Below are 23780 nucleotides of genomic sequence, written 5' to 3' on the forward strand. Positions count from 1 at the left end.
CCTCGAACCTTATGGGTACTCAGCGCAACATGCCGCTGCCGTAACCCTTCAGGTTGGCTTTCTTCATCAGGGATTCGTACTGGTGCGAAACGAGGTGCGATTGTACTTGGGACATGAAGTCCATCACAACCACGACGACGATCAGCAACGAGGTCCCGCCAAGGTAGAACGGAACGTTTGCTGCAACCACCAGGAACTGGGGCAACAGGCAGACGGCCGTCATATATAGAGCACCGAACATGGTCAAGCGAGTCAGAACGCCATCAATGTAGCGCGCAGACTGCTCACCTGGACGAATACCCGGAATAAAGGCACCGGACTTCTTCAGGTTTTCCGCTACGTCTTTCGGATTGAACATCAACGCCGTATAGAAGAAGCAGAAGAAAATAATCCCTGCACTAAACAGCAGAATATTCAACGGCTGACCAGGAGCGATCGACTGCGAGATGTCCTGCAACCAGCCCATACCTTCAGACTGACCGAACCAGGCACCCAACGAAGCCGGAAACAGCAAAATGCTGCTCGCGAAAATGGCAGGAATAACCCCGGCCATGTTCACTTTCAGCGGCAGGTGGCTGGTCTGCGCGGCAAAGACCTTGCGGCCCTGCTGACGCTTGGCGTAGTGAACAGCAATACGACGCTGGCCACGCTCAATGAACACCACAAAACCGATAATCGCTACTGCCAACAAACCGATGGCAACCAGGGCGAAGATATTGATATCACCCTGACGTGCAGACTCGAAAGACTGCCCAATCGCTCTCGGAAGACCGGCAACGATACCTGCGAAAATCAACATCGAGATACCGTTACCAACACCACGCTCAGTAATCTGCTCACCCAGCCACATCATGAACATCGCACCAGCCACAAATGTGGATACCGCGACGAAATGGAAGCCAAAGTCACCAGTGAACGCAACACCCTGCCCGGCCAGGCCAACGGACATGCCGATAGCCTGGACCAGGGCGAGGATGACAGTGCCGTAGCGGGTGTACTGGCTTATCTTGCGACGGCCAGCTTCACCTTCCTTCTTCAACTGCTCCAACTGCGGACTGACGGCGGTCATCAGTTGCATGATGATCGATGCCGAGATGTACGGCATGATCCCCAGTGCAAAGATGCTCATCCGTTCCAGCGCGCCGCCGGAAAACATGTTGAACAAGCTAAGAATGGTCCCCTCATTCTGTCGAAACAGGTCTGCGAGTCGGTCCGGGTTGATACCTGGAACCGGGATGTGTGCGCCTATTCGGTAGACGATAATCGCCAGGAACAGAAAACGCAGACGAGCCCAAAGTTCAGACATACCGCCTTTGCCGAGCGCTGAGAGAGCACCTTGCTTAGCCATTTATTCCTCGAACTTGCCGCCAGCTGCTTCGATAGCCGAACGCGCACCTTTGGTGGCGCCGATTCCCTTGCCGATAGTGACAGCGCGAGTCACTTCACCGGACAGCATGATTTTCACACGCTGTACGTTGACGTTGATCACGTTGGCATCTTTCAGGGTCTGCACGGTAACGATGTCGCCTTCCACTTTGGCCAGCTCGGACAGACGCACTTCTGCGCGGTCCATGGCTTTCAGGGAAACGAAACCGAACTTCGGCAGGCGACGATGCAGCGGCTGTTGACCGCCTTCAAAGCCTGGAGCGATGGTGCCACCGGAGCGGGAGGACTGACCTTTGTGGCCACGGCCACCGGTCTTGCCCAAACCACTACCGATACCACGGCCCGGACGATGCTTTTCGCGACGGGAACCCGGCGCTGGACTCAGATCATTGAGTTTCATCGAATTAACCCTCGACACGCAGCATGTAGTAAGCCTTGTTGATCATCCCGCGATTCTCGGGAGTATCAAGTACTTCTACAGTGTGACCGATGCGACGCAGACCCAAACCCTTAACGCACAATTTGTGGTTAGGGATGCGGCCGGTCATGCTTTTGATCAGCGTTACTTTAACGGTAGCCATGATCAGAAGATCTCCTTGACGCTTTTGCCACGCTTGGCGGCAATGGATTCAGGAGACTGCATTGCTTTCAAACCCTTGAAAGTGGCGTGAACCACGTTTACCGGGTTAGTCGAGCCGTAGCACTTGGCCAGAACGTTCTGAACGCCAGCAACTTCGAGGACAGCACGCATAGCGCCGCCAGCGATGATACCGGTACCTTCAGAGGCAGGCTGCATGTACACCTTCGAAGCGCCGTGAGCGGACTTCATTGCGTACTGCAGAGTAGTGCCGTTCAGATCAACTTGGATCATGTTGCGACGAGCAGCTTCCATTGCCTTCTGGATCGCAGCAGGCACTTCACGTGACTTGCCACGGCCGAAGCCAACGCGCCCTTTACCATCACCTACCACGGTCAACGCGGTGAAAGTGAAGATACGGCCGCCTTTAACGGTTTTGGCTACGCGGTTAACTTGAACCAGCTTCTCAATGTAGCCTTCGTCGCGCTTTTGGTCGTTATTTGACATAACTTAGAACTCCAGCCCAGCTTCACGAGCAGCATCAGCCAGCGCTTTCACGCGGCCGTGGTACTTGAAGCCAGAGCGGTCGAAAGCCACTTGCGAGACGCCGGCGGCCTTAGCACGCGTAGCGACCAGCTGGCCAACCTTAGTGGCCGCGTCGATGTTGCCAGTGGCACCATCACGCAGTTCTTTATCCAAAGTCGAGGCGCTTGCCAGGACTTTGTTGCCGTCGGCCGAGATGACCTGGGCGTAGATGTGCTGCGACGAGCGGAACACGCAGAGACGCACGACTTCGAGTTCGTGCATTTTCAGGCGTGCTTTGCGAGCGCGACGCAGTCGAGTAACTTTTTTGTCGGTCATTTGCTATGCCCTACTTCTTCTTGGCTTCTTTACGACGGACGACTTCGTCCGCGTAGCGCACACCTTTGCCTTTGTACGGCTCTGGTGGACGGAAGTCGCGGATCTCAGCGGCCACCTGACCTACCAGCTGCTTATCAATACCCTTGATCAGGATATCGGTTTGGCTAGGGGTCTCAGCGGTGATGCCTTCCGGCAGTTCGTAATCCACTGGGTGCGAGAAGCCAAGGGCCAGGTTCAGAACCGTGCCTTTTGCTTGCGCTTTGTAACCAACACCGACCAGCTGGAGCTTGCGCTCGAAGCCTTGGCTTACGCCTTGGACCATGTTGTTTACCAACGCACGAGTGGTACCGGCCATTGCGCGAGTTTGTTGATCGCCATTGCGAGCAGCGAAACGCAGCTCACCAGCTTCTTCAACGATCTCAACGGACGAATGGATGTTCAGTTCCAGAGTGCCCTTGGCACCCTTCACCGAAAGCTGTTGGCCTGCGAATTTTACTTCGACACCGGCTGGCAGCTTAACGGGGTTCTTAGCGACGCGTGACATGCTTATCCCCCCTTAGAACACAGTGCAAAGAACTTCGCCGCCGACACCGGCAGCGCGCGCAGCACGATCCGTCATCACACCTTTGTTGGTGGAGACGATAGACACACCGAGACCGCCACGAACTTTTGGCAGATCATCAACGGACTTGTACTGACGCAGGCCTGGACGGCTAACGCGCTTCACTTCTTCGATGACCGGACGGCCTTCGAAGTACTTCAGCTCGATGGACAGCAGTGGTTTGATTTCGCTGCTGATCTGATAACCCGCAATGTAGCCTTCGTCTTTCAGGACTTTGGCAACAGCAACCTTCAACGTGGAAGATGGCATGCTTACGACGGACTTTTCAGCCATCTGGGCATTACGGATACGAGTTAGCATGTCCGCTAACGGGTCCTGCATACTCATGGCTAGACGCTCCTAATACAAAAAAATTAGCCTTGCGGCCATTACGTGTCGCCGAGAATCTCCGAGCACAAAACACACGGGCTCAGGCGAGCCGCGTATTTTAGACACACTCCGGAAATGAAACAAGCCCCAAAAGGGGCTTGTTCCAGATTCTAGGCCACCGGCGGTCAGTATCTTACGATTCTGGCCACCGAGACTTCGAACGTACTTACCAGCTGGCTTTAACCAGACCTGGTACGTCACCACGCATTGCCGCTTCACGCAGTTTGTTACGGCCGAGGCCGAACTTGCGGTAAACGCCGTGTGGACGACCGGTCAGGCGGCAGCGGTTACGCATGCGCGAAGCGCTTGCGTCACGTGGCTGCTTCTGCAGAGCAACTGTAGCTTCCCAACGTGCTTCTGGACTTGCGTTCAGATCAACGATGATTGCTTTCAGTGCTGCACGCTTCTTGGCGTACTTGGCAACCGTGAGCTGACGTTTCAGCTCGCGGTTTTTCATGCTCATCTTGGCCATGGTCCTACTCCAATCAGTTGCGGAACGGGAATTTGAACGCACGCAGCAGAGCGCGGCCTTCATCATCGTTCTTGGCAGTGGTGGTCAGGGTGATGTCCAGACCGCGGAGAGCATCGATCTTGTCGTAGTCGATTTCCGGGAAGATGATCTGCTCTTTAACGCCCATGCTGTAGTTACCACGACCATCGAAGGACTTGGCATTCAGGCCGCGGAAGTCGCGGACCCGAGGCAGGGAGATCGACAGCAGACGATCCAGGAATTCGTACATACGCTCACGGCGCAGAGTCACTTTGACGCCGATCGGCCATCCTTCACGGACTTTAAAGCCAGCGATGGATTTACGAGCGTAGGTCACAACGACTTTTTGGCCGGTGATCTTTTCCAGGTCAGCAACAGCGTGCTCGATGACTTTTTTGTCGCCGATCGCTTCGCCCAGACCCATGTTCAGGGTGATTTTGGTAACGCGCGGAACTTCCATCACGTTCGAAAGCTTAAGTTCTTCCTTAAGTTTCGGTGCGATTTCCTTCCGGTAAATCTCTTTTAGTCGTGCCATGGTCTTCTACCTAGCAGTGTTCAAGCATCAACCGCTTTTTGGGTCGACTTGAAGACACGAATTTTCTTACCTTCTTCTACTTTGAAACCAACGCGGTCAGCCTTGTTGGTTTCGCCGTTGAAGATGGCGACGTTAGAAGCGTGCAGTGGCGCTTCTTTCTCGACGATACCGCCTTGTACGCCCGACATCGGGTTAGGCTTGGTATGACGCTTGACCAGGTTCAGACCACTAACGACCAGACGGTCATCAGCAAGAACCTTCAGCACCTTACCGCGCTTACCTTTGTCTTTGCCGGCGATCACGATGATCTCGTCGTCACGACGAATCTTTTGCATGTCGGATCTCCTTACAGCACTTCTGGGGCGAGCGAGACGATCTTCATGAACTTCTCAGTACGAAGTTCACGGGTCACTGGCCCAAAGATACGGGTGCCGATCGGCTCTTGCTTGTTGTTCAGAAGAACAGCAGCGTTGCCATCAAAGCGGATAATGGAGCCATCTGCACGGCGTACGCCGTGACGAGTGCGGACTACAACAGCAGTCATCACTTGGCCTTTTTTCACTTTACCGCGAGGAATTGCTTCCTTCACGGTAACTTTGATGATGTCACCGATACCAGCGTAACGACGATGGGAGCCACCCAGCACCTTGATGCACATAACGCGGCGTGCGCCGCTGTTATCGGCCACATCGAGCATGGATTGAGTCTGAATCATATAATTTCTCCGACCCCTAGTCCTTAGACTTCCACAGCGCGTTCGAGAACATCAACCAGGGCCCAAGACTTGGTCTTGGCCAACGGACGAGTTTCACGAATAGTGACTTTGTCGCCGATGTGGCACTGGTTGGTTTCGTCGTGCGCGTGCAGCTTAGTCGAACGCTTAACGTATTTACCGTAGATCGGGTGCTTAACGCGACGCTCGATCAAAACGGTGATGGTTTTGTCCATCTTGTCGCTGACAACACGGCCAGTCAGCGTACGGACAGTCTTTTCGGCTTCAGCCATGATCACTTACCTGCCTGCTGGTTGAGCACAGTCTTCACGCGAGCAATGTCACGCTTAACTTGCGAGAGCAGATGAGACTGCCCCAACTGGCCAGTTGCTTTCTGCATACGCAGATTGAACTGGTCGCGCAGCAGGCCGAGCAGTTGCTCGTTCAGCTGCTGTGCGGATTTTTCACGAAGTTCATTCGCTTTCATCACATCACCGTCCGTTTAACAAAGGAGGTGGCGAGCGGCAGCTTTGCAGCAGCCAGGGCGAAAGCCTCACGCGCCAGCTCTTCAGTAACACCCTCGATTTCATACAGGACTTTGCCTGGCTGAATCTGGGCAACCCAATATTCCACGTTACCCTTACCTTTACCCATCCGAACTTCGAGGGGCTTTTTGGAGATAGGCTTGTCCGGGAATACACGGATCCAGATCTTGCCGCCACGTTTAACGTGACGGGTCAGTGCACGACGCGCTGACTCGATCTGACGAGCGGTGAGACGACCACGAGCTACAGACTTCAGCGCATATTCGCCGAAGCTGACTTTGCTACCGCGCTGAGCCAGACCACGGTTGTGGCCTGTCATCTGCTTGCGGAACTTCGTACGCTTTGGTTGCAACATTTGGCGTACCCCTTACTTAGCAGCTTTTTTACGAGGCGCTGGTGCTTGTGGTTTCAGTTCTTCTTGGCGACCACCAATTACTTCGCCTTTGAAGATCCAAACCTTTACACCGATCACACCGTAGGTGGTGTGAGCTTCGTAGTTGGCATAGTCGATGTCGGCACGCAGGGTGTGCAGTGGCACACGACCTTCGCGATACCATTCAGTACGTGCGATTTCAGCACCGCCGAGACGACCGCTCACTTGGATTTTGATGCCTTTGGCACCAATGCGCATGGCGTTCTGTACTGCGCGCTTCATAGCGCGACGGAACATAACGCGACGCTCCAGCTGCTGAGCTACGCTCTGCGCAACCAGCATACCGTCGAGCTCCGGCTTGCGGATCTCTTCGATATTGATGTGCACAGGCACACCCATTTGCTTGGTCAGGTCCTGACGCAGTTTCTCAACATCTTCACCTTTCTTCCCGATAACGATACCTGGACGAGCGGTGTGGATGGTGATACGTGCAGTTTGAGCAGGACGATGGATATCGATACGGCTCACGGACGCGCTTTTTAGTTTGTCTTGGAGATACTCACGCACCTTCAGATCAGCGAACAAGTAGTCCGCATAAGTCCGACCGTCTGCGTACCAGACGGAGGTGTGCTCCTTGACGATTCCCAGGCGAATGCCAATGGGATGTACTTTCTGACCCATCTCTTCGACTCCGTTACTTGTCAGCAACCTTGACAGTGATATGGCAAGACCGCTTGACGATGCGATCAGCTCGGCCTTTGGCACGAGGCATGATGCGCTTCAGCGAACGCCCTTCGTTGACGAAAACGGTGCTGACCTTCAGGTCATCAACGTCTGCGCCTTCGTTGTGCTCGGCGTTGGCTACGGCCGACTCCAGCACTTTCTTGATGATCTCGGCGGCTTTCTTACTGCTGAAAGCCAACAGGTTGAGCGCTTCGCCCACCTTCTTCCCGCGGATCTGGTCGGCGACCAAGCGGGCTTTCTGGGCGGAGATTCGAGCGCCCGACAACTTAGCGGCTACTTCCATCGTTCCTTACCCCTTAACGCTTGGCTTTCTTGTCTGCCACGTGCCCACGATATGTGCGGGTACCGGCAAACTCGCCTAGTTTGTGGCCGACCATGTCTTCGTTCACGAGAACTGGAACATGTTGACGACCGTTATGCACTGCAATGGTCAGACCGACCATTTGTGGCAGGATCATCGAACGACGCGACCAGGTTTTCACCGGTTTGCGATCGTTCTTTTCCGCCGCCACTTCGATCTTCTTCAGTAGGTGAAGATCAATAAAAGGACCTTTTTTCAGAGAACGTGGCACTGTCGTATCCCTCTATTTACTTGCGACGACGGACGATCATTTTGTCGGTACGCTTATTACCACGAGTCTTCGCGCCCTTAGTCGGGAAGCCCCATGGCGATACCGGATGACGACCACCAGAGGTACGACCTTCACCACCACCGTGTGGGTGGTCAACCGGGTTCATGGCAACACCACGAACGGTTGGGCGAACGCCACGCCAGCGTTTGGCACCAGCTTTACCCAGCGAACGCAGGCTGTGCTCGGAGTTCGAGACTTCGCCCAGGGTCGCACGGCATTCAGCCAATACTTTACGCATTTCACCAGAGCGCAGACGCAGGGTCACGTAGACACCTTCACGAGCGATCAGCTGAGCCGAAGCACCAGCGGAACGAGCGATTTGCGCGCCTTTACCCGGCTTCAATTCGATGCCGTGTACGGTGCTACCAACTGGAATGTTGCGCAGTTGCAGAGCGTTGCCCGGCTTGATCGGTGCCAAAGCACCTGCGATCAGCTGGTCACCAGCACTCACGCCTTTAGGGGCGATGATGTAGCGACGCTCGCCATCTGCGTACAGCAGCAGAGCGATGTGAGCAGTACGGTTTGGATCGTATTCGATACGCTCGACAGTGGCAGCGATGCCATCTTTGTCGTTGCGACGGAAGTCGACCAGACGATAATGCTGCTTATGGCCACCACCGATGTGACGAGTGGTAATACGACCATTGTTGTTACGACCACCAGTCTTCGATTTCTTCTCGAGCAGCGGTGCGTGAGGAGCGCCTTTATGCAGCTCCTGGTTGACCACCTTGACCACAAAACGGCGGCCAGGGGAAGTCGGTTTGCATTTAACGATTGCCATGATGCACCCCTTCCTTACTCAGCACTGCTGCTGAAATCGAGATCTTGGCCTGGCTGAAGGGAGATAACTGCCTTCTTCCAGTCATTACGCTTGCCCAGACCGCGAGCAGTGCGCTTGCTCTTACCCAGAACATTCAGGGTAGTAACACGCTCTACTTTCACGCTGAACAGGCTTTCGACGGCCTTCTTGATTTCCAGCTTGGTTGCGTCAGTTGCAACCTTGAAAACGAACTGGCCTTTCTTGTCAGCCAGAACCGTAGCCTTTTCGGAAACGTGCGGGCCAAGCAGAACTTTAAATACGCGTTCCTGGTTCATCCCAGCAGCTCCTCGAATTTCTTCACGGCCGACACGGTGATCAACACCTTGTCGTATGCGATCAGACTAACTGGATCGGAACCTTGCACGTCACGTACATCAACGTGTGGCAGGTTGCGAGCAGCCAGGTACAGGTTCTGATCAACAGCTTCAGACACGATCAGGACGTCAGTCAGGCCCATGCCGTTCAGCTTGTTCAGCAGATCTTTGGTTTTCGGCGCTTCAACAGCGAAGTCCTGAACCACGACCAGACGATCAGTACGCACGAGTTCAGCAAGGATGGAGCGCAGTGCTGCGCGATACATCTTCTTGTTGAGCTTCTGGGTGTGATCCTGTGGACGTGCTGCGAAAGTGGTACCGCCGCCACGCCAGATTGGGCTACGGATAGTACCGGCACGAGCGCGGCCAGTACCTTTCTGACGCCAAGGGCGCTTACCGCCACCACGAACGTCGGAACGGGTCTTTTGCTGCTTGCTACCTTGACGGCCGCCGGCCATGTAGGCCACGACTGCTTGGTGAACCAGCGTCTCGTTGAATTCGCCGCCAAATGTCAGTTCGGAAACTTCGATCGCTTGAGCGTCATTTACGTTTAATTGCATGTCAGCTTCCCCTTAACCGCGAGCCTTGGCCGCTGGACGTACAACCAGGTTGCCGCCAGTAGCGCCAGGAACAGCACCCTTGACCAACAACAGATTGCGTTCAGCGTCGACGCGCACTACTTCGAGGGACTGCACGGTCACGCGCTCAGCGCCCATATGACCGGACATTTTTTTGCCCTTGAATACACGACCAGGAGTCTGGCACTGGCCAATAGAGCCCGGGACGCGGTGGGAAACGGAGTTACCGTGAGTGTTGTCTTGGCCACGGAAATTCCAACGCTTGATCGTACCCTGGAAGCCTTTACCCTTGGACTGACCGGTTACATCAACCAGTTGACCAGCGGCGAAGATTTCAGCGTTGATCAGATCGCCAGCCTGGTAGTCGCCGTCTTCAAGACGGAACTCCATGACAGTACGACCAGCTGCAACGTTTGCTTTAGCGAAGTGACCTGCTTGAGCAGCAGTCACACGCGAAGCACGACGCTCGCCGACAGTGACTTGCACTGCACGATAGCCATCGGTTTCTTCAGTTTTAAACTGGGTGACGCGATTCGGTTCGATCTCAATGACCGTGACCGGAATGGAGACACCTTCTTCGGTGAAAATACGGGTCATACCGCATTTACGACCGACTACACCAATAGTCATGTTGTAAACCTCATGAGTGTACGGGGCTTTCACCCGCTATGGCCGCCCATTTCAGAGCGTTACACGACTAAGACCCAAGTCTTAGCCGAGGCTGATCTGTACTTCCACACCGGCCGCCAGATCAAGCTTCATAAGTGCATCAACGGTTTTATCCGTTGGCAGGACGATGTCCAGCACGCGCTTATGAGTACGGATCTCGTACTGGTCACGCGCGTCTTTGTTGACGTGCGGGGAGACCAGAACGGTGAACCGCTCTTTACGGGTAGGCAGTGGAATTGGACCACGCACTTGAGCACCAGTACGTTTCGCGGTTTCCACGATTTCCTGGGTGGATTGGTCGATCAGTTTGTGGTCAAAAGCCTTCAACCTGATACGAATTTGCTGATTTGCCATTGGATTTCAGACTCCGGCTGCTATTCCCAGCGAGCGCAACACGCCCGTTAAAAGGAGGCGCAATTCTATAGACGCCCCATATGGGTGTCAACTCAATAAAAAAGCCCCCGCTGAGCGGGGGCTTTTTCAAGTCATCACTTATTAAGCGATGATTTTGGCTACGACGCCAGCGCCGACGGTACGACCGCCTTCACGGATAGCGAAACGCAGACCATCTTCCATTGCGATGGTTTTGATCAGGGTGACAACCATTTTGATGTTGTCACCTGGCATTACCATTTCAACGCCTTCCGGCAGTTCGCAGTTACCGGTCACGTCAGTGGTCCGGAAGTAGAACTGTGGACGGTAGCCTTTGAAGAACGGAGTGTGACGACCGCCTTCTTCTTTGCTCAACACGTACACTTCAGCTTCGAAGGTAGTGTGCGGCTTAACCGAACCTGGCTTGACCAGAACCTGGCCACGCTCAACGTCGTCACGCTTGGTACCACGCAGCAGAACGCCGCAGTTCTCGCCTGCACGACCTTCGTCGAGCAGTTTACGGAACATTTCAACACCGGTGCAGGTGGTGACGGTAGTGTCACGCAGACCAACGATTTCCAGTGGATCTTGAACCTTAACGATACCGCGCTCGATACGACCAGTCACAACAGTACCACGACCGGAGATCGAGAATACGTCTTCGATTGGCATCAGGAACGGCTTGTCGATAACACGAACTGGATCTGGGATGTAGCTGTCCAGAGTCTCAACCAGTTTACGAACGGCAGTGGTGCCCATTTCGTTGTCGTCAAGACCGTCCAGAGCCATACGAGCAGAACCGATGATGATCGGAGTGTCGTCGCCCGGGAAGTCGTAAGTGCTCAGCAGATCGCGCACTTCCATCTCAACCAGTTCCAGCAGCTCAGCGTCGTCTACCAGGTCAGCCTTGTTCAGGAAAACCACGATGTACGGAACGCCTACCTGACGGGACAGCAGGATGTGCTCACGGGTTTGTGGCATCGGACCATCAGCGGCCGAGCAAACCAGGATCGCGCCGTCCATCTGGGCAGCACCGGTGATCATGTTCTTCACATAGTCAGCGTGACCTGGGCAGTCAACGTGAGCGTAGTGACGGATCAGCGAGTTGTATTCAACGTGCGCGGTGTTGATGGTGATACCACGAGCTTTTTCTTCTGGTGCGCTGTCGATCTTGTCGAAGTCAACACGAGCCGAACCGAAAACTTCGGAGCAGACGCGAGTCAGAGCAGCGGTCAGAGTGGTTTTACCGTGGTCAACGTGGCCGATAGTGCCAACGTTTACGTGCGGTAGGGAACGATCAAATTTTTCTTTAGCCACGACAATTAACTCCTTGCCTAAAGGACTGAATCAGCCTTGTTTTTTGGATACAGTTTCAGCGATGTGCGCCGGAGCTGTGTTGTATTTTTTGAATTCCATAGAGTAGCTTGCGCGACCCTGAGACATGGAACGAACGTCGGTCGCATAACCGAACATCTCGCCCAACGGAACCTCGGCACGAATCACTTTGCCGGAAACCGTATCTTCCATACCCAAGATCATGCCGCGACGACGGTTAAGGTCGCCCATCACGTCACCCATGTAGTCTTCAGGCGTAACGACTTCTACTGCCATGATTGGCTCAAGCAACTCACCACCGCCCTTCTGGGCCAGTTGCTTGGTAGCCATGGAAGCAGCCACCTTAAACGCCATCTCGTTGGAGTCGACGTCGTGGTAAGAACCGTCAAAAACGGTCGCCTTCAGGCCGATGAGCGGATAGCCGGCAACAACACCGTTCTTCATCTGCTCTTCGATACCCTTCTGGATAGCCGGGATGTATTCCTTAGGAACAACACCGCCCACTACTTCGTTCACGAATTGCAGACCTTCCTGACCTTCATCAGCAGGAGCAAAACGGATCCAGCAATGGCCGAACTGGCCACGACCGCCGGACTGACGAACGAATTTGCCTTCGATTTCGCAGTTCTTCGTGATGCGCTCACGATAGGAAACCTGAGGCTTACCGATGTTGGCTTCGACGTTGAACTCACGGCGCATCCGGTCAACCAGGATGTCCAGGTGAAGCTCGCCCATGCCGGAGATGATCGTTTGACCAGTCTCTTCATCAGTCTTGACGCGGAAAGATGGATCTTCCTGAGCAAGCTTGCCCAGAGCGATACCCATTTTTTCCTGGTCATCCTTGGTCTTAGGCTCAACGGCAACCGAAATAACCGGCTCCGGGAAGTCCATGCGAACCAGGATGATTGGCTTGGCAGCGTCGCACAAGGTCTCACCAGTGGTGACGTCCTTCATGCCGATCAGGGCCGCGATGTCACCAGCGCGTACTTCCTTGATCTCTTCACGGGCGTTTGCGTGCATTTGCACCATACGACCCACACGCTCTTTCTTGCCTTTAACCGAGTTGATCACGCCGTCGCCGGAGGCCAACACGCCCGAGTAAACGCGGACGAAGGTCAAAGTACCCACGAATGGGTCAGTAGCGATCTTGAACGCCAAAGCCGAGAACGGCTCGCTGTCATCGGCGTGACGCTCCATCTCTTCTTCCTCGTTATCAGGGTTGGTACCCTTGATAGCAGGAATGTCGGTTGGAGCAGGCAGGTAGTCGATAACGGCGTCGAGAACCAGGGGAACACCCTTGTTCTTGAAGGAAGAACCGCAAACAGCCAGAACGATCTCACCAGCGATAGTACGCTGACGCAGAGCGGCCTTGATTTCCACGTTGGTGAGTTCTTCACCTTCGAGGTACTTGTTCATCAGCTCTTCGCTGGCTTCAGCAGCAGCCTCAACCATGTTGTTACGCCACTCGTCAGCCAGCTCCTGCAGTTCTGCAGGGATAGGCTTACGAACAGGAACCATGCCTTTGTCAGCGTCATTCCAGTAAACAGCTTCCATGTTGATCAGATCGATCTGACCCTGGAAGTTGTCTTCGGAACCGATAGCCAACTGGATTGGCACCGGAGTGTGACCCAGACGCTGTTTGATCTGACCGATCACGCGCAGGAAGTTGGCACCAGCACGGTCCATCTTGTTTACGTAAACAAGACGTGGAACGCCGTACTTGTTGGCCTGACGCCATACGGTTTCCGACTGAGGCTCAACACCCGAAGTACCGCAGAACACAACGACAGCGCCGTCGAGTACGCGCAGGGAACGCTCAACTTCAATGGTGAAGTCTACGTGGCCCGGGGTATCGATTACGTTGAAGCGGTGCTCGTCCTTGTACTGCTTCTCGGAACCTTTCCAGAAGGCGGTAATAGCAGCAGAAGTAATGGTAATACCACGCTCCTGCTCCTGAACCATCCAGTCTGTGGTCGCGGCGCCGTCATGCACCTCGCCCATTTTGTGACTTTTGCCGGTGTAAAACAGTACGCGCTCGGTGGTGGTGGTTTTACCAGCATCCACGTGAGCAACGATACCGATGTTACGGTAGCGGCTAATCGGAGTAGTACGAGCCATAAAGCCCTCGCAAAATTAGTGAAGCTAGAATTAGAAGCGGTAGTGCGAGAAAGCTTTGTTGGCTTCAGCCATACGGTGCACGTCTTCACGCTTCTTAACAGCAGCACCTTTACCTTCAGCAGCGTCCAACAGTTCGCCAGCCAAACGCAGGGCCATAGACTTCTCGCCGCGCTTACGGGCGAAGTCTACCAACCAGCGCATTGCCAAAGCGTTACGACGGGACGGGCGAACTTCAACCGGAACCTGGTAAGTAGCACCGCCTACACGGCGCGACTTCACTTCGACCAGCGGAGCGATGGCGTCGAGAGCTTTCTCGAAGATTTCCAGGGGGTCGCTGTTCTTGCGTTCTTTAACCTTTTCCAGCGCGCCATAAACGATACGCTCGGCAACGGCTTTCTTGCCGCTTTCCATTACGTGGTTCATGAACTTGGCCAGGATTTGGCTTCCGTATTTTGGATCGTCAAGCACTTCGCGCTTGGCTGCTACGCGTCTTCTTGGCATGGATAAGCCCTCAAACGGTCTTCAGGTTCGCTCGGAATCGGTGCCCTTTCGGGACGCCTCCGACCTTACTCTTATCGACTCAGAAAATAAGATGATTCAGTTTTACAAAAAGCCGCTACTACTTAGGCTTCTTGGTACCGTACTTCGAACGACCCTGGTTACGACCTTTAACGCCGGAAGTATCCAAGGAGCCGCGTACGGTGTGGTAACGAACACCTGGCAAGTCTTTTACACGACCGCCGCGGATCAGTACCACGCTGTGCTCTTGCAGGTTGTGACCTTCACCGCCGATGTACGAGGAAACCTCGAAACCGTTGGTCAGGCGCACACGGCATACTTTACGCAGTGCCGAGTTAGGTTTTTTCGGCGTAGTGGTATACACGCGAGTGCATACGCCACGACGTTGCGGGCAGTTCTGCAGCGCAGGCACGTCGGATTTCTCGACGATACGCTTACGCGGCTGACGTACCAGCTGGTTGATAGTTGCCATCTACTAGCTCCACTGTTGTCTTGCGACGCTATTGTCTTGCAAGAAAAGCAAAATGGCAGGAACGAATTCCCGCCAAATTTAGGGGTACAAGAGTCTAAAGAGGATCTTGTCCCCAGTCAAGGCAAGGCCCCGACCTCCCCTTCCATCGAACCGGGACAAATCTGTCTCGATCCGACGAACGGGGCTGCCAGGGCCCGGTCTTATTTACCGCAGAACTCAGTTACCGCTTGAGTTCAGCGCTTCGGTCAGTGCAGCTTCCACTTCACTGGCGCTTACGCGCAACGGCTTGTCGAGTTCACGGCGACGCTTACGCTCGCTGTGGTAGGCCAAACCGGTACCGGCCGGGATCAGACGACCCACAACCACGTTTTCTTTCAGGCCGCGCAGGTAATCGCGCTTGCCGGTTACCGCTGCTTCGGTCAGTACGCGAGTGGTCTCCTGGAAGGAGGCCGCCGAGATGAACGACTCAGTGGACAACGACGCCTTGGTGATACCCAGCAACACACGAGTGAACTTGGAAACGAATTTCTCGTCGTTCGCCAGGCGCTCGTTCTCTACCAGTACGTGAGTCAGTTCCATCTGGTCGCCCTTGATGAAACTCGAATCGCCGGATTCAGCGATTTCAACTTTACGCAGCATCTGACGCAGGATGGTCTCGATGTGCTTATCGTTGATCTTCACGCCTTGCAGACGGTAAACGTCCTGGATCTCGTTAACGATGTACTTGGCCAGCGCACTCACACCCAGCAGACGCAGGATGTCGTGTGGATCGCTCGGGCCGTCTGAGATAACTTCGCCGCGGTTTACCTGTTCGCCTTCGAAAACGTTCAGGTGACGCCACTTCGGAATCAGCTCTTCGTACGGATCGCTACCGTCGTTCGGGGTGATAACCAGGCGGCGCTTGCCCTTGGTCTCTTTACCGAACGCGATGGTGCCGCTGACTTCAGCCAGAATCGACGCTTCTTTCGGACGACGAGCTTCGAACAAGTCGGCAACACGCGGCAGACCACCGGTGATGTCACGGGTCTTCGAAGTTTCTTGCGGGATACGAGCGATAACATCACCGATCGCGATCTTCGCACCATCCGCAACACCGACCAGGGCGTTGGCTGGCAGGAAGTACTGAGCGATAACGTCAGTGCCTGGCAGCAACAGATCCTTGCCGTTGTCATCAACCATCTTCACGGCAGGACGGATATCTTTGCCTGCAGCTGGACGGTCTTTGGCGTCGAGTACTTCAATGTTGGTCATACCGGTCAATTCGTCAGTCTGACGCTTGATCGTGATGCCTTCTTCCATGCCCACGTAGGTCACGGTACCTTTCATTTCGGTAACGATTGGGTGAGTGTGTGGATCCCACTTGGCCACGATTGCGCCAGCGTCGACCTTGTCACCTTCTTTAACCGAAATCACAGCACCGTACGGCAGCTTGTAACGCTCGCGCTCACGACCGTAGTCATCAGCGATTGCCAGCTCACCGGAACGGGACACAGCAACCAGGTGGCCATCCACTCGCTCAACGTGCTTCAGGTTGTGCAGACGGACGGTACCGCCATTCTTCACCTGAACGCTGTCGGCGGCGGAGGTCCGGCTTGCCGCACCACCGATGTGGAACGTACGCATGGTCAGCTGGGTACCCGGCTCACCGATGGACTGGGCAGCGATAACGCCGACCGCTTCACCGATGTTCACCTGGTGACCACGAGCCAAGTCACGGCCGTAGCACTTGGCGCAAATGCCGTAGCGGGTTTCGCAGCTGATCGGCGAGCGAACAATCACTTCGTCGATGCTGTTGAGTTCGATGAACTCGACCCACTTCTCGTCTACCAGGGTGCCGGCAGGAACGATGACTTCCTCGGTACCTGGCTTGAATACGTCACGGGCGATTACTCGACCCAGTACGCGCTCACCCAACGGTTCTACAACGTCGCCGCCTTCGATGTGCGGAGTCATCAGCAGACCGTGTTCGGTGCCGCAGTCAACTTCAGTCACAACCAAGTCTTGCGCAACGTCTACCAGACGACGAGTCAGGTAACCGGAGTTAGCGGTTTTCAACGCGGTATCCGCCAGACCTTTACGAGCACCGTGAGTCGAGATGAAGTACTGAAGTACGCTCAAACCTTCACGGAAGTTCGCAGTAATCGGCGTTTCGATGATGGAACCGTCCGGCTTGGCCATCAGGCCACGCATACCGGCGAGCTGACGGATCTGCGCAGCAGAACCCCGTGCGCCCGAGTCGGCCATCATGTACATCGAGTTGAACGACTCTTGATCGACTTCCACGCCATGACGGTCGATAACACGCTCTTTCGAGAGGTTCGACATCATCGCCTTCGACACTTCGTCGTTGGCCTTGGACCAAAGGTCGATCACTTTGTTGTACTTCTCGCCCTGGGTTACCAGGCCGGAGGCGTACTGGCTTTCGATCTCTTTCACTTCATCGGTGGCAGCACCGATGATGGCGGCTTTCTCGTCCGGGATAACGAAGTCGTTAACACCGATGGAAACGCCGGAAATGGTCGAATAAGCAAAACCGGTGTACATCAACTGGTCAGCGAAGATAACGGTCTCTTTCAAACCAACCACGCGGTAGCACTGGTTGATCAGCTTGGAGATCGCCTTTTTCTTCATTGGCTGGTTGACCACGTCGTACGACAGGCCAGGTGGAACAACCTGGAACAGCAGCGCACGGCCGACAGTGGTGTCGACGATACGGGTGTTCTTGACGCTGCCACCGTCACGATCGTTGATGGTTTCGTGGATGCGGACTTTAACCTTGGCGTGCAGTGCGGCTTCGCCGGCACGGAACACACGGTCAACTTCCTGCAGATCCGCGAACACACGACCTTCGCCCTTGGCGTTGATCGCTTCACGAGTCATGTAGTACAGACCCAATACAACGTCCTGCGACGGAACGATGATTGGCTCACCGTTGGCTGGCGACAGAATGTTGTTGGTCGACATCATCAACGCACGCGCTTCCAGCTGGGCTTCCAGCGTCAGCGGTACGTGCACGGCCATTTGGTCGCCGTCGAAGTCGGCGTTGTACGCAGCACAGACCAGCGGGTGCAGCTGGATAGCCTTACCTTCGATCAGTACTGGTTCAAACGCCTGGATACCCAGACGGTGAAGGGTCGGTGCACGGTTGAGGAGAACCGGGTGTTCACGGATCACTTCAGCGAGAACGTCCCAAACCTCTGGCAGCTCGCGCTCGACCATTTTCTTGGCAGCTTTGATGGTGGTCGCGAGACCACGCATTTCCAGCTTGCCGAAAATGAACGGCTTGAACAGCTCGAGAGCCATCTTCTTCGGCAGACCGCACTGGTGCAGACGCAGGGTCGGGCCTACGGTAATTACCGAACGACCGGAGTAGTCAACACGCTTACCGAGCAAGTTCTGACGGAAACGACCCTGCTTACCCTTGATCATGTCAGCCAGGGATTTCAGAGGACGCTTGTTCGAACCGGTGATAGCGCGGCCACGACGACCGTTGTCGAGCAGGGCATCGACAGCTTCCTGCAACATACGCTTTTCGTTGCGCACGATGATGTCCGGAGCGGACAGGTCGAGCAGACGCTTCAAGCGGTTGTTACGGTTGATCACGCGACGGTACAGGTCGTTGAGGTCGGAAGTCGCGAAGCGACCACCATCCAACGGTACCAGCGGACGCAGGTCTGGCGGCAGAACCGGCAGAACGGTCAGCACCATCCACTCTGGCAAGTTGCCGGAACCCTGGAAGGCTTCCATCAACTTCAGACGCTTGGACAGTTTCTTGATCTTGGTTTCGGAGTTGGTTTGCGGAATTTCTTCACGCAGACGGCCAATCTCGTGTTCCAGGTCGATAGCGTGCAGCAGTTCGCGGACAGCTTCGGCACCCATGCGGGCATCGAAATCGTCGCCGAACTCTTCCAGCGCTTCGAAGTACTGCTCGTCGTTCAGCAGCTGACCCTTTTCAAGGGTGGTCATGCCTGGATCGATAACGACATAGCTCTCGAAGTAGAGAACGCGTTCGATATCACGCAGGGTCATGTCCATCAGCAAGCCGATACGGGACGGCAATGATTTCAGGAACCAGATGTGGGCAACCGGCGAAGCCAGCTCGATGTGCGCCATGCGCTCACGACGAACCTTGGCCAGTGCAACTTCAACGCCGCACTTCTCGCAGATCACACCACGGTGCTTCAAGCGCTTGTACTTACCGCACAGGCACTCGTAATCCTTTACCGGGCCAAAGATCTTGGCGCAGAACAGGCCGTCACGCTCTGGTTTGAACGTACGGTAGTTGATGGTTTCCGGCTTTTTAACTTCACCGAACGACCACGAACGGATCATCTCAGGCGATGCCAACCCAATACGGATGGCGTCGAACTCTTCGACTTGACCCTGGTTTTTCAGCAAATTCAGTAGGTCTTTCAAGGCCTTTCCTCCTGGCGGAGCAGAGAGCGGGCTAAACAGCCCCGCTCTCGATTCGCGTCACGTGTTATTCGGTTTCCAGATCGATATCGATGCCGAGGGAACGAATTTCTTTGATCAACACGTTGAAAGACTCGGGCATGCCCGGCTCCATACGGTGATCGCCGTCCACGATGTTTTTGTACATCTTGGTCCGACCGTTCACATCGTCCGACTTCACTGTGAGCATTTCTTGCAGAGTGTAAGCAGCACCGTATGCTTCCAGTGCCCAGACCTCCATCTCCCCGAAACGCTGACCACCGAACTGAGCCTTACCACCCAGCGGCTGCTGGGTAACCAGGCTGTACGAACCGGTAGAACGAGCGTGCATCTTGTCGTCTACCAAGTGGTTCAGCTTCAGCATGTACATGTAGCCAACAGTAACCGGGCGCTCAAACTTGTTGCCGGTACGGCCGTCGAACAGCTGCATCTGGCCGCTTTCTGGCAGGTCTGCCAGTTTCAGCATGGCCTTGATTTCGCTTTCCTTGGCACCGTCGAACACCGGGGTAGCCATTGGAACGCCGCCGCGCAGGTTCTTCGCCAGATCCAGGATTTCCTGGTCGGAGAAGGTGTCCAGCTCTTCGTTGCGACCGCCGATCTCGTTGTAGATCTCGTGCAGGAACTTACGCAGGTCTGCGACCTTGCGCTGCTCTTCGATCATACGGTTGATCTTCTCGCCCAGACCTTTGGCCGCGAGGCCCAGGTGGGTTTCAAGGATCTGACCAACGTTCATACGCGAAGGTACGCCCAACGGGTTGAGGACGACGTCTACCGGGGTGCCATTGGCATCGTGCGGCATGTCTTCAACCGGCATGATCACGGAGACCACACCTTTGTTACCGTGACGACCGGCCATCTTGTCGCCCGGCTGGATGCGGCGACGGATTGCCAGGTAAACCTTGACGATTTTCAGCACGCCTGGAGCCAGGTCATCGCCCTGCTGCAGTTTGCGCTTCTTGTCTTCGAACTTGTCGTCCAGCAGACGGCGACGATCGACGATGTAGGCCTGGGCCTTCTCGAGCTGCTCGTTCAGAGCATCTTCAGCCATGCGCAGTTTGAACCACTGCCCGTGCTCAAGACCGTCGAGTACTTCGTCGGTGATGTCCTGACCTTTCTTCAGACCTGCGCCGCCTTCAGCCTTGTGGCCTACCAGGGCGGAACGCAGACGTTCGAAGGTCGCGCCTTCAACGATACGGAACTCTTCGTTCAGATCCTTGCGGATCTCGTCGAGTTGGGTCTTCTCGATGGACAGCGCACGAGCATCACGCTCAACGCCGTCACGGGTGAAGACCTGTACGTCGATGACAGTGCCCTTGGTACCGGTAGGTACACGCAGGGAAGTGTCTTTAACGTCGCTGGCTTTTTCACCGAAGATGGCACGCAACAGCTTCTCTTCCGGAGTCAGTTGGGTCTCGCCTTTCGGAGTGACCTTACCTACCAGAATGTCGCCTGCGCCAACTTCAGCACCTACGTAAACGATACCGGCTTCGTCCAGCTTGTTCAGTGCAGCTTCACCCACGTTCGGGATGTCTGCAGTGATTTCCTCTGGCCCAAGCTTGGTGTCACGCGCCACACAGGTCAGTTCCTGAATGTGGATCGTGGTGAAGCGATCTTCCTGAACCACACGCTCGGACAGGCAGATGGAGTCTTCGAAGTTGTAACCGTTCCAGGCCATGAACGCGATGCGCATGTTCTGACCCAGTGCCAGCTCACCCATATCGGTGGACGGACCGTCTGCCATGATGTCGCTGCGCTGAACCCGATCACCCTTGCTGACCAGCGGACGCTGGTTGATGCAGGTGTTCTGGTTGGAGCGGGTGTATTTGGTCAGGTTGTAGATGTCGACACCGGCTTCGCCAGTTTCAACTTCGTCATCGGCAACACGAACCACGATACGGCTGGCATCAACGGAGTCGATCACGCCGCCACGACGAGCCACGACGCAAACGCCGGAGTCACGGGCTACGTTACGCTCCATGCCGGTACCTACCAGCGGCTTGTCGGCGCGCAGGGTCGGTACAGCTTGACGCTGCATGTTGGAACCCATCAACGCACGGTTGGCGTCATCGTGTTCCAGGAACGGGATCAGCGACGCTGCAACCGAAACTACCTGCTTCGGCGATACGTCCATCAAGGTGACGTCTTCCGGCGCCTTGACGGTGAACTCGTTCAAGTGACGAACAGCTACCAGCTCGTCGATCAGCATTTTCTTGTCGTTCATCGTGGCCGAAGCCTGAGCGATCACGTGATCAGCTTCTTCGATGGCGGACAGGAACACGATCTCGTCGGTGACCAGTGCGTCTTTCACCACGCGGTACGGGCTCTCGAGGAAGCCGTACTGGTTGGTGCGCGCATAGGCAGCCAGGGAGTTGATCAGGCCGATGTTCGGACCTTCCGGCGTTTCAATCGGGCATACACGACCGTAGTGAGTCGGGTGTACGTCACGGACTTCAAAGCCTGCACGCTCACGAGTCAGACCGCCCGGGCCCAGTGCGGAAACACGGCGCTTGTGGGTGATCTCGGAGAGCGGGTTGTTCTGGTCCATGAACTGCGAGAGCTGGCTGGAACCGAAGAACTCTTTCACCGCCGCAGCCACTGGCTTGGCGTTGATCAGGTCTTGCGGCATCAGGCCTTCGCTTTCGGCCATCGACAGACGCTCTTTGACCGCACGCTCAACACGTACCAGGCCAACGCGGAACTGGTTCTCGGCCATTTCGCCTACGCAGCGAACACGACGGTTACCCAGGTGGTCGATGTCATCGACGATGCCTTTGCCGTTACGGATGTCGACCAGGGTCTTCAGTACCGCGACGATGTCTTCCTTGCACAGCACGCCCGAACCTTCGATCTCGGTACGACCGATACGACGGTTGAACTTCATCCGGCCGACCGCAGACAGGTCATAGCGCTCAGGGCTGAAGAACAGGTTGTTGAACAGGGTCTCGGCAGCGTCTTTGGTTGGTGGCTCGCCAGGACGCATCATGCGATAGATCTCGACCAGCGCTTCCAATTGGTTGCTGGTGGAGTCGATCTTCAGGGTGTCGGAGACGAACGGGCCGCAGTCGATGTCATTGGTGTACAGGGTCTCGATGCGAACAACCTGGGACTTGGCGATTTTCGCCAGGATCTCGGTGTTCAGCTCGGTGTTGCATTCAGCCAGGATTTCGCCGGTGGCCGGGTGCACGATGACCTTGGCGGTGGTGCGACCCAGGACGTAGTCCAGAGGCACTTCCAGCGTCTTGATACCGGCTTTTTCGATCTGGTTGATGTGGCGCGCGGTAATACGGCGGCCGGCTTCAACGATGACCTTGCCTTTTTCGTCCTGGATGTCCAGAACGGCAATCTCACCACGCAGGCGCTGAGGCACCAACTCCAGGCTGAGGGTTTCGCCGCTCAGGTGGAATACGTTAGTGGTGTAGAAAGCGTCCAGCACTTGCTCAGTGGTATAGCCGAGCGCGCGCAGCAGTACCGAGGCCGGCAGCTTGCGACGACGGTCGATACGCACGAACACGCAGTCTTTCGGGTCGAACTCGAAGTCCAACCACGAACCGCGGTACGGAATGATCCGCGCGGAGTACAGGAGCTTGCCGGAGCTGTGCGTCTTGCCGCGGTCGTGGTCAAAGAACACGCCCGGGGAACGGTGCAGCTGGGAAACGATAACGCGCTCGGTACCGTTGATAACGAAGGTACCGTTCTCAGTCATCAGGGGGATTTCACCCATGTAGACTTCTTGCTCTTTGATGTCCTTGATCGCTTTGTTCGACGACTCTTTGTCGAAGATGATCAGACGGACTTTTACCCGCAAAGGTACGGCGTACGTAACACCGCGCAACACGCATTCTTTGACATCAAATGCCGGTTCGCCCAGGCGATAACCGACGTACTCCAGCGCAGCATTGCCGGAGTAGCTGATGATCGGGAAAACGGATTTGAAGGCCGCATGCAGGCCCACGTCGCGGAACTGATCTTTGGTCGCTCCCGCCTGCAAGAATTCACGATACGAATCCAGCTGGATAGCCAGAAGGTACGGGACATCCATGACGTCCGGCAACTTGCTAAAGTCCTTGCGGATACGTTTTTTCTCAGTATATGAGTAAGCCATCAGCGTTCCCCAGCTTGGTCACCTGCTTGTTTGGCCCCTCCCGACGGGAGCAGCCAGAAAATCTTGCAAACCCCATGGTTTGCGCCACCGCATCGGGTGGTTACAGCGCGTTATAGGCGACGACCGAGTCGATTGCCAATAACGGAAAAAGGCCGGTGGCAAGAGCCACCAGCCATCAGCCTT

General features: G+C 55.4%; 28 protein-coding genes. All 28 read right to left on the reverse strand.

Translation table 11 applies throughout. The features are described from left to right. Positions 1-19: 19 nt before the first annotated feature. Positions 20-1348: a preprotein translocase subunit SecY gene (gene secY, locus JV201_RS26270; RefSeq protein ID WP_003210064.1), complete on the reverse strand. Its 1329-nt coding sequence runs from the start codon at positions 1346-1348 to the stop codon at positions 20-22. Beyond that, a complete protein-coding gene (rplO, locus tag JV201_RS26275; protein WP_003210066.1) occupies positions 1349-1786 on the reverse strand; it encodes a 50S ribosomal protein L15 in 438 nt (145 codons plus the stop codon). A gap of 4 nt (positions 1787-1790) precedes the next feature. Further along, the gene (gene rpmD, locus JV201_RS26280) at positions 1791-1967 is read right to left on the reverse strand and encodes a 50S ribosomal protein L30 (protein WP_003186033.1); all 177 of its coding nucleotides are present in this window, start codon (positions 1965-1967) and stop codon (positions 1791-1793) included. A gap of 2 nt (positions 1968-1969) precedes the next feature. Continuing rightward, entirely contained in the window at positions 1970-2470 is a 501-nt protein-coding gene (gene rpsE, locus JV201_RS26285; RefSeq protein ID WP_003186035.1) for a 30S ribosomal protein S5, read from the reverse strand. Between the two features lie 3 nt (positions 2471-2473). After that, the gene (gene rplR, locus JV201_RS26290) at positions 2474-2824 is read right to left on the reverse strand and encodes a 50S ribosomal protein L18 (protein WP_003186037.1); all 351 of its coding nucleotides are present in this window, start codon (positions 2822-2824) and stop codon (positions 2474-2476) included. A 10-nt stretch (positions 2825-2834) separates the two neighbouring features. Further along, positions 2835-3368 carry a 50S ribosomal protein L6 gene (gene rplF / locus JV201_RS26295; protein ID WP_003176412.1) on the reverse strand — a complete coding sequence of 178 codons (534 nt, stop codon included), beginning with the start codon at positions 3366-3368 and terminating at the stop codon, positions 2835-2837. A 12-nt stretch (positions 3369-3380) separates the two neighbouring features. Then, positions 3381-3773, reverse strand: a complete 393-nt coding sequence (gene rpsH / locus JV201_RS26300) for a 30S ribosomal protein S8 (RefSeq protein ID WP_003186040.1) — start codon at positions 3771-3773, stop codon at positions 3381-3383. A 208-nt stretch (positions 3774-3981) separates the two neighbouring features. Continuing rightward, the gene (gene rpsN, locus JV201_RS26305) at positions 3982-4287 is read right to left on the reverse strand and encodes a 30S ribosomal protein S14 (protein ID WP_003176414.1); all 306 of its coding nucleotides are present in this window, start codon (positions 4285-4287) and stop codon (positions 3982-3984) included. Positions 4288-4300: 13 nt separating this feature from the next. After that, on the reverse strand, positions 4301-4840 hold the full coding sequence (gene rplE / locus JV201_RS26310) for a 50S ribosomal protein L5 (protein ID WP_003210069.1): 540 nt from the start codon (positions 4838-4840) through the stop codon (positions 4301-4303). Between the two features lie 20 nt (positions 4841-4860). Further along, complete coding sequence (gene rplX / locus JV201_RS26315) at positions 4861-5175, reverse strand: 50S ribosomal protein L24 (protein ID WP_003210072.1); 315 nt, start codon at positions 5173-5175, stop codon at positions 4861-4863. A gap of 11 nt (positions 5176-5186) precedes the next feature. Then, positions 5187-5555: a 50S ribosomal protein L14 gene (gene rplN, locus JV201_RS26320; protein ID WP_002555479.1), complete on the reverse strand. Its 369-nt coding sequence runs from the start codon at positions 5553-5555 to the stop codon at positions 5187-5189. A gap of 23 nt (positions 5556-5578) precedes the next feature. Further along, on the reverse strand, positions 5579-5845 hold the full coding sequence (gene rpsQ / locus JV201_RS26325; protein WP_003176419.1) for a 30S ribosomal protein S17: 267 nt from the start codon (positions 5843-5845) through the stop codon (positions 5579-5581). 2 nt (positions 5846-5847) lie between these two features. Next, a complete protein-coding gene (rpmC, locus tag JV201_RS26330; RefSeq protein WP_002555481.1) occupies positions 5848-6039 on the reverse strand; it encodes a 50S ribosomal protein L29 in 192 nt (63 codons plus the stop codon). Next, positions 6039-6452, reverse strand: coding sequence for a 50S ribosomal protein L16 (gene rplP / locus JV201_RS26335; RefSeq protein ID WP_003210075.1), 414 nt, complete (start codon positions 6450-6452; stop codon positions 6039-6041). Before rplP ends, rpmC begins: the two co-directional genes overlap by 1 nt. A gap of 12 nt (positions 6453-6464) precedes the next feature. Next, the gene (gene rpsC / locus JV201_RS26340; RefSeq protein WP_003176422.1) at positions 6465-7151 is read right to left on the reverse strand and encodes a 30S ribosomal protein S3; all 687 of its coding nucleotides are present in this window, start codon (positions 7149-7151) and stop codon (positions 6465-6467) included. Between the two features lie 13 nt (positions 7152-7164). Beyond that, positions 7165-7497: a 50S ribosomal protein L22 gene (gene rplV / locus JV201_RS26345; protein ID WP_003210077.1), complete on the reverse strand. Its 333-nt coding sequence runs from the start codon at positions 7495-7497 to the stop codon at positions 7165-7167. Between the two features lie 13 nt (positions 7498-7510). Beyond that, complete coding sequence (gene rpsS / locus JV201_RS26350) at positions 7511-7786, reverse strand: 30S ribosomal protein S19 (protein ID WP_002555486.1); 276 nt, start codon at positions 7784-7786, stop codon at positions 7511-7513. A 16-nt stretch (positions 7787-7802) separates the two neighbouring features. Beyond that, positions 7803-8627 (reverse strand): 50S ribosomal protein L2, encoded by an 825-nt coding sequence (gene rplB / locus JV201_RS26355; protein WP_003210080.1) that lies wholly within the window; start codon positions 8625-8627, stop codon positions 7803-7805. Positions 8628-8641: 14 nt separating this feature from the next. Then, positions 8642-8941, reverse strand: a complete 300-nt coding sequence (rplW, locus tag JV201_RS26360) for a 50S ribosomal protein L23 (protein ID WP_002555488.1) — start codon at positions 8939-8941, stop codon at positions 8642-8644. Further along, complete coding sequence (gene rplD / locus JV201_RS26365; RefSeq protein WP_003210082.1) at positions 8938-9540, reverse strand: 50S ribosomal protein L4; 603 nt, start codon at positions 9538-9540, stop codon at positions 8938-8940. The genes rplW and rplD overlap by 4 nt, the downstream gene beginning before the upstream one ends. 12 nt (positions 9541-9552) lie before the next feature. Further along, a complete protein-coding gene (rplC, locus tag JV201_RS26370) occupies positions 9553-10188 on the reverse strand; it encodes a 50S ribosomal protein L3 (RefSeq protein ID WP_003194649.1) in 636 nt (211 codons plus the stop codon). Positions 10189-10269: 81 nt separating this feature from the next. After that, a complete protein-coding gene (gene rpsJ / locus JV201_RS26375; protein ID WP_003210084.1) occupies positions 10270-10581 on the reverse strand; it encodes a 30S ribosomal protein S10 in 312 nt (103 codons plus the stop codon). A gap of 141 nt (positions 10582-10722) precedes the next feature. Beyond that, a complete protein-coding gene (gene tuf / locus JV201_RS26380; RefSeq protein WP_003210085.1) occupies positions 10723-11916 on the reverse strand; it encodes an elongation factor Tu in 1194 nt (397 codons plus the stop codon). 30 nt (positions 11917-11946) lie between these two features. Further along, positions 11947-14052: an elongation factor G gene (fusA, locus tag JV201_RS26385; RefSeq protein ID WP_003210087.1), complete on the reverse strand. Its 2106-nt coding sequence runs from the start codon at positions 14050-14052 to the stop codon at positions 11947-11949. A gap of 30 nt (positions 14053-14082) precedes the next feature. Further along, positions 14083-14553 carry a 30S ribosomal protein S7 gene (gene rpsG, locus JV201_RS26390; protein WP_002555493.1) on the reverse strand — a complete coding sequence of 157 codons (471 nt, stop codon included), beginning with the start codon at positions 14551-14553 and terminating at the stop codon, positions 14083-14085. 118 nt (positions 14554-14671) lie between these two features. After that, positions 14672-15043 carry a 30S ribosomal protein S12 gene (rpsL, locus tag JV201_RS26395; protein WP_002555494.1) on the reverse strand — a complete coding sequence of 124 codons (372 nt, stop codon included), beginning with the start codon at positions 15041-15043 and terminating at the stop codon, positions 14672-14674. Between the two features lie 216 nt (positions 15044-15259). After that, positions 15260-19459 (reverse strand): DNA-directed RNA polymerase subunit beta', encoded by a 4200-nt coding sequence (gene rpoC / locus JV201_RS26400; protein ID WP_003210090.1) that lies wholly within the window; start codon positions 19457-19459, stop codon positions 15260-15262. A gap of 64 nt (positions 19460-19523) precedes the next feature. After that, the gene (gene rpoB, locus JV201_RS26405) at positions 19524-23597 is read right to left on the reverse strand and encodes a DNA-directed RNA polymerase subunit beta (RefSeq protein WP_017476319.1); all 4074 of its coding nucleotides are present in this window, start codon (positions 23595-23597) and stop codon (positions 19524-19526) included. Positions 23598-23780: the final 183 nt, after the last annotated feature.

Origin of the sequence: Pseudomonas sp. Colony2, assembly GCF_019382755.1 — a bacterium.
GTDB lineage: Bacteria > Pseudomonadota > Gammaproteobacteria > Pseudomonadales > Pseudomonadaceae > Aquipseudomonas.

What these genes read in the sequence shown, in the direction of transcription:
- secY (WP_003210064.1), bottom strand. Translation starts at nt 1,348, where the DNA reads ATGGCTAAGCAAGGTGCTCTCTCAGCGCTCGGCAAAGGCGGTATGTCT.
- rpsQ (WP_003176419.1), bottom strand. Translation starts at nt 5,845, where the DNA reads ATGGCTGAAGCCGAAAAGACTGTCCGTACGCTGACTGGCCGTGTTGTC.
- rplC (WP_003194649.1), bottom strand. Translation starts at nt 10,188, where the DNA reads ATGACTATTGGTGTAGTCGGTCGTAAATGCGGTATGACCCGTATTTTC.
- fusA (WP_003210087.1), bottom strand. Translation starts at nt 14,052, where the DNA reads ATGGCTCGTACTACTCCGATTAGCCGCTACCGTAACATCGGTATCGTT.
- rpmC (WP_002555481.1), bottom strand. Translation starts at nt 6,039, where the DNA reads ATGAAAGCGAATGAACTTCGTGAAAAATCCGCACAGCAGCTGAACGAG.
- rplN (WP_002555479.1), bottom strand. Translation starts at nt 5,555, where the DNA reads ATGATTCAGACTCAATCCATGCTCGATGTGGCCGATAACAGCGGCGCA.
- rplX (WP_003210072.1), bottom strand. Translation starts at nt 5,175, where the DNA reads ATGCAAAAGATTCGTCGTGACGACGAGATCATCGTGATCGCCGGCAAA.
- rpoB (WP_017476319.1), bottom strand. Translation starts at nt 23,597, where the DNA reads ATGGCTTACTCATATACTGAGAAAAAACGTATCCGCAAGGACTTTAGC.
- rplR (WP_003186037.1), bottom strand. Translation starts at nt 2,824, where the DNA reads ATGACCGACAAAAAAGTTACTCGACTGCGTCGCGCTCGCAAAGCACGC.
- rplB (WP_003210080.1), bottom strand. Translation starts at nt 8,627, where the DNA reads ATGGCAATCGTTAAATGCAAACCGACTTCCCCTGGCCGCCGTTTTGTG.
- rpsH (WP_003186040.1), bottom strand. Translation starts at nt 3,773, where the DNA reads ATGAGTATGCAGGACCCGTTAGCGGACATGCTAACTCGTATCCGTAAT.
- rpsC (WP_003176422.1), bottom strand. Translation starts at nt 7,151, where the DNA reads ATGGGTCAGAAAGTACATCCCATTGGCATTCGCCTGGGAATCGTCAAG.
- rplD (WP_003210082.1), bottom strand. Translation starts at nt 9,540, where the DNA reads ATGCAATTAAACGTAAATGACGCTCAAGCGATCGAAGTTTCCGAACTG.
- rpsJ (WP_003210084.1), bottom strand. Translation starts at nt 10,581, where the DNA reads ATGGCAAATCAGCAAATTCGTATCAGGTTGAAGGCTTTTGACCACAAA.
- rpsE (WP_003186035.1), bottom strand. Translation starts at nt 2,470, where the DNA reads ATGTCAAATAACGACCAAAAGCGCGACGAAGGCTACATTGAGAAGCTG.
- rplO (WP_003210066.1), bottom strand. Translation starts at nt 1,786, where the DNA reads ATGAAACTCAATGATCTGAGTCCAGCGCCGGGTTCCCGTCGCGAAAAG.
- rpsN (WP_003176414.1), bottom strand. Translation starts at nt 4,287, where the DNA reads ATGGCCAAGATGAGCATGAAAAACCGCGAGCTGAAACGTCAGCTCACG.
- rplW (WP_002555488.1), bottom strand. Translation starts at nt 8,941, where the DNA reads ATGAACCAGGAACGCGTATTTAAAGTTCTGCTTGGCCCGCACGTTTCC.
- rplP (WP_003210075.1), bottom strand. Translation starts at nt 6,452, where the DNA reads ATGTTGCAACCAAAGCGTACGAAGTTCCGCAAGCAGATGACAGGCCAC.
- rplV (WP_003210077.1), bottom strand. Translation starts at nt 7,497, where the DNA reads ATGGAAGTAGCCGCTAAGTTGTCGGGCGCTCGAATCTCCGCCCAGAAA.
- rpmD (WP_003186033.1), bottom strand. Translation starts at nt 1,967, where the DNA reads ATGGCTACCGTTAAAGTAACGCTGATCAAAAGCATGACCGGCCGCATC.
- rpsL (WP_002555494.1), bottom strand. Translation starts at nt 15,043, where the DNA reads ATGGCAACTATCAACCAGCTGGTACGTCAGCCGCGTAAGCGTATCGTC.
- rplF (WP_003176412.1), bottom strand. Translation starts at nt 3,368, where the DNA reads ATGTCACGCGTCGCTAAGAACCCCGTTAAGCTGCCAGCCGGTGTCGAA.
- rplE (WP_003210069.1), bottom strand. Translation starts at nt 4,840, where the DNA reads ATGGCACGACTAAAAGAGATTTACCGGAAGGAAATCGCACCGAAACTT.
- rpsG (WP_002555493.1), bottom strand. Translation starts at nt 14,553, where the DNA reads ATGCCAAGAAGACGCGTAGCAGCCAAGCGCGAAGTGCTTGACGATCCA.